We start from the raw sequence: 4,280 nt of genomic DNA, 5'->3' as shown, positions 1-4,280 counted from the left end.
CAAGTCGAACCGCTCCTCGATGTATTTGAGAATGCTGCCAAAATCGTGAGTCGAGTGCGAAATGTAGGCGGCTTTGGCGTAGGGGGAAACGACTATGAGAGGAACGCGGAAGCCGTAGACGTAGCCGGAGCCCCAACTGGTGCCGTCGTTGACGACCTTCGGCGCGACGTGATCGTACCAGCCGCCCCAGTCGTCCCACGTGATGAAGATCGCGGTGTGGGCCCAGTAGGCGCTTGTGCCGACGGCATTGACGATCGACGCGACCCAAGACGGGCCAAGGCCCTGATTGCCGATCGCGTGATCCGATTCAGCCGCATCCGGCATCACCCAGGAGACATCCGCAAGCCGGCCGTTTGCGATATCGGTCAGCACTTGAGACTGCGGTATGATCACGTGGCTCCAATCGGAGCCATTGCGGATATGGCTTATGGATGCGGGCCCGGTCCAGAGCGAGCCAGGATCCGGCGTGTAGTAACGCCACGAAACGCGCGCGGCATCGAGCAGATCCATGAGGGTTTGATGTTCGAAACAGGGCGCGACGAGTGGGCCTTCGGTTCCATCACCGTAGATCGTGTCGACGGTGTCGCCCTGTCTCGCGTCGCAGCCGCCGCCCAAGTTGGGATTGTCCAGCGCGTAGAGATTGCTCGTGGGCGCCGTGAGCGATGTTCCCGCTATGATGTATTGGTGCGCTGAGAAACTCGGGCCCTCGTTTGTCTGGAACATGCGGTCGGCGAAGACGTATGACTGCGCCATCTGGAAATACGGCTGGACAAAACTCGGATCGACATACGTGAACTGCGGGTCTTTCATGCATGGCTTATTAGGACAGAAGACGCCGACGTTGTTGGCGCCGTGCATGGTGCCTCCGTCATACTCGCGCAGCCAATCGGCATGGGAATGACCGAGATCGAAGGTGCCGGTCAGCGTGATGGGCGCCAACGTCACTTGTCGGCCTCCAGACGTGACGCCTACATCAGCGATATCGGCGCCGGCCAATCCATGGAAGAGATTGTCGGGCGTGCGATTCTCTTGCACGACGATGATGATGTGCCGGATCGGGCCGGTCGATGCGGGCGGTTGCGGCTGCGCCGCCTGCGACCCCGGAGATGCGCCCGAACCGCAGCCGGCGAGCGCTGCGACCGCAAAAAGCGCGCAGAGCCGTCGACACAAGTCAAGCCGGTCAACACTGTTATTCAGCACGGCTGCGAATATTACGGCGCCCGCCGCGCGGTGGCCTTCGGAATATCGTCCCTATCGTCGCAGGCCGACGATGCCCACGATTATTTCGATGGCGATCAAGACGATCACGATGATCTCGAGAAACTCGCTGCGCGCTATCTGGGCCTGATCTATGAGATACCGGTACACTTCGCCGACGCTGTCCAGCTTGGATTCGATCTGGCGCTGCCAGTCCTCGATGCCCAGACGGCTGGCGATGCCGCGATAGATGCGCGCGTAATAAGCATCACCGATGATCTTCAACGCGTTGCTGGCGCGGTCGGCCAACTCGCGCACATCGACCATCAGGTACCGCAACTGCTCGGCGCGCGCATCTGCCGTTCGCCGGCGGAACGGACCGAACGCGTTCTTGCCCGAGGTCTCCATGGCGTAGATCGTGTCCAGCTCTCCGTCCAGGCGGGCGTCGTACGTGCGAAATTCGACGAGCTGCGAGTTCGCAAATTCGAGCAGATCGTGGATGACTTCGGCGTCGTCGCGATTTTCGTAGACAAACGCCGCATCCCAGAGCACGACGACGAGATCGTCCGGATAGTAGCTGAAGCTCAGTCGCAGCGCGTCCGACTGCGCCTCGACGCCGAGCTCGGCGGACTCGGCCAACAACAGGGCGGCAAGCGCGCCGCGGTGCTCGCTCAAGAGGGCAGCTGCGGTGACAGCCTCATCGAAGCGCTCAACCGTGCAGATGAAATAGTCTTCGAGGAGCGGCGCATGCGGCTCATCCAACGCAGCTGCGCATGTTGCGAGCAATTCGTCCAAGAGCCTTCGCGATAGAGCCGGGAGATCATCGGCATGCCGAAGCTCGCTCGCGAGTGCGGCGAAGCCTTCCCACGACCCGGCGTAGGGAAATGCGAAACGAACCGATACCACTCCGAAATCAAAGATCTTCGCGGCGACGGTGCCGGCTCTTCCCGCTACCTCAATGGGCGGCAGCCCGACGAGAAGCGGTGGGACCGCGAAACGAATGCTTCCGGCGGACAACGGCGCGCGGGGCCGGAGCGGGGCAGGCTGAGCGCTCATGCTTCGCCCGACTGCAGCGAGGTCGATCGTGTCGGCGACTTCGAAGATGAAGAACGCGTCGAGGGTTGCCGACGCGATCGAAGGTTCGGGGCGGGTCATCTCTCCGACTGCGCAGCTCCGCGGGTCATTGTGGCGACCCCGACTGGACGACGCGCTCACCGTGGTATCCGATCGCCGTCACAGCGACGAAGACCTCGCCGTGGAATCGCGGAGGCAAGGTGACGGTCGCGGAGGTGATCGGTCCGGAAAGATGTTTCTGGGCGACGATGACGTTGCGCGAATCGAGGAGCTGGACTTCGGCCGACGCTTGGGCGGTGGAGTCCCACGTCACGTGCACGACGTGCCCGTTATGGCCGTACCACGCCGTGATCCCATCGAGGGTGACGACGAGTTCTCGATTGATGGGCGGGGGGCGGGGCGGCAGCGCGGCGTGATGGATGCTCGTCGCGTTGGCCGCCGCGGATGTCTCCGCCGGCGCAGGCGTCTGCGAAACCGCTGAAGAGGAAGACGTGCCGCTCGAAGTGTTGGCTGCCGGCGCAGACTTCGACAAGTCGGGTGCCGGCGCGTTCGAAGTGACGCGCTGAAGCAGTCGCTCGGCCGCGGAAGTGTTCACGTGGCTTGCGTGTTTGACTCCCGGCGTGCCGTTAGATCCTATCTGCGGCACGATGACGGTTGCGGTCGGCACAGGAGCGACTGCCGCTGGTCCAAAGGCGCGCAAGAGGTGCGGCAATTGGAATGCGACTATGACGATTGCGATGAGACCGATCGCCGCGAATGCGTACGGCAGCAGTCTCGCACCGTTCGCGGGGCCCCGTTTGGCCGGCAGGAATTCGGCGCGGGCGAAGAGCGCCGACGCTTTCGGCGCTGAACCGGCCGCCGAATTCGCGGATTGTTTGGCAGCGCCGGCGCCGTCGGCGCTTGCCGGGTCGACGGGCATCGATCCGCCCTTGGGCAATCGGCTCGGAGGTGCATGCAACGGAACGAGCACTTCCGTGTCTTGCTCGTTCAGGTAGCGTCGAAGATGAAGCTGGACCGTCTCCCACGGCGTGGCAGCGCTGCGGCGAGCACCGCCTGCGGGCACTTCCACTTCGATCATGCGCGGATGATTGAAACCTTCGTCGTCGCGCATCGCGCGGTTCCAGATGACCGGCACATCGATCGCGATCGCTTCACCCGGGCCCAAGATAGAAGGCGCCAGCGACGGAAACGAAAGCGCGGGATGCGGTTTGAACCGCGGCTGAAACGCTCCCGTGAGCTTACCGATGTTGCGGATGTAGCAGTGCAGGATAAAGCCGCGCAGCGAGCTGTCGGCGACGATCGCTTCTTTCCAGCCTATCGAGACCGTGCAATCGGAGACCGTCGCCGTTGCGATCGGGCGCACGATAGTCGCGAGAATCATCCCACCAAGGTCGCGAACAGCGACGACGACGTGCGCCTCGCGCGTGGACCATGAAACATTGAGCCTGAGCCGGAGCACGATGGGGATATGCGGCTGCAGGATCGCCGAAGCCGGCTCAATCGAGCCGCCGTCGATCGGCTCCTCGATGGCAAACGTGCAATGCTGTGGCGACGAAGACGCGTTTCTGACACGCAGCTCATACTCGGCTGGCGTACCGGGCACGAAGTACCATCGGTCTGACTGATCGATAGTTTCGATGGAAAGTGAGACGGCCATGGTGGTGCTTTGTGCCTTCAAGAGCTGATAGCTATTGACCTTGGCCGGCGGTGCAAGCGAGGGCCGATGCGGTGCGATATGACGTGCCGCGGCCGTTTGTGCCATGCGGGGCTCGGTGAATCAGCGAAGACGATGACGACGATTCCGGCTAAACGCCGTACGTCGATCCCGGTCCTGCTACGGTGCAATTTGTGCCGAGCACACTTAGGCGAGATCGGCCCGATCGGCGTTAAAGCGTGAACGACACGATTGCGTCGTTGTTGCGATCGGCGGTCCAGAACTGCTCGCCATCGAATGCAACGCTGCGCGGTTTGAACGGGAGCGATCGGAGCGCTTCGATCGAAGATGCGTC

Annotated in this window: 3 protein-coding genes; all 3 read right to left on the bottom strand. The window is 62.6% G+C overall.

What is annotated here, in order from left to right:
* Positions 1-1,170, bottom strand: a 1,170-nt coding sequence (locus tag VKT51_11335) for an alkaline phosphatase family protein (protein HLJ84757.1), incomplete at its 3' end; no start/stop codon positions are given.
* Positions 1,171-1,251: 81 nt separating this feature from the next.
* Positions 1,252-2,352, bottom strand: a complete 1,101-nt coding sequence (locus tag VKT51_11330) for a hypothetical protein (GenBank protein ID HLJ84756.1) — start codon at positions 2,350-2,352, stop codon at positions 1,252-1,254.
* Positions 2,353-2,377: 25 nt separating this feature from the next.
* A complete protein-coding gene (locus VKT51_11325; protein ID HLJ84755.1) occupies positions 2,378-4,033 on the bottom strand; it encodes a hypothetical protein in 1,656 nt (551 codons plus the stop codon).
* Positions 4,034-4,280 lie beyond the last annotated feature (247 nt).

The sequence above is a fragment of the Candidatus Eremiobacteraceae bacterium genome (assembly GCA_035295225.1).
Taxonomy (GTDB): Bacteria; Vulcanimicrobiota; Vulcanimicrobiia; order Eremiobacterales; family Eremiobacteraceae; genus JABCYQ01.
Note: the sequence above shows the minus strand (reverse complement) of the source record. Positions and strands in the feature narration are given on the sequence as shown.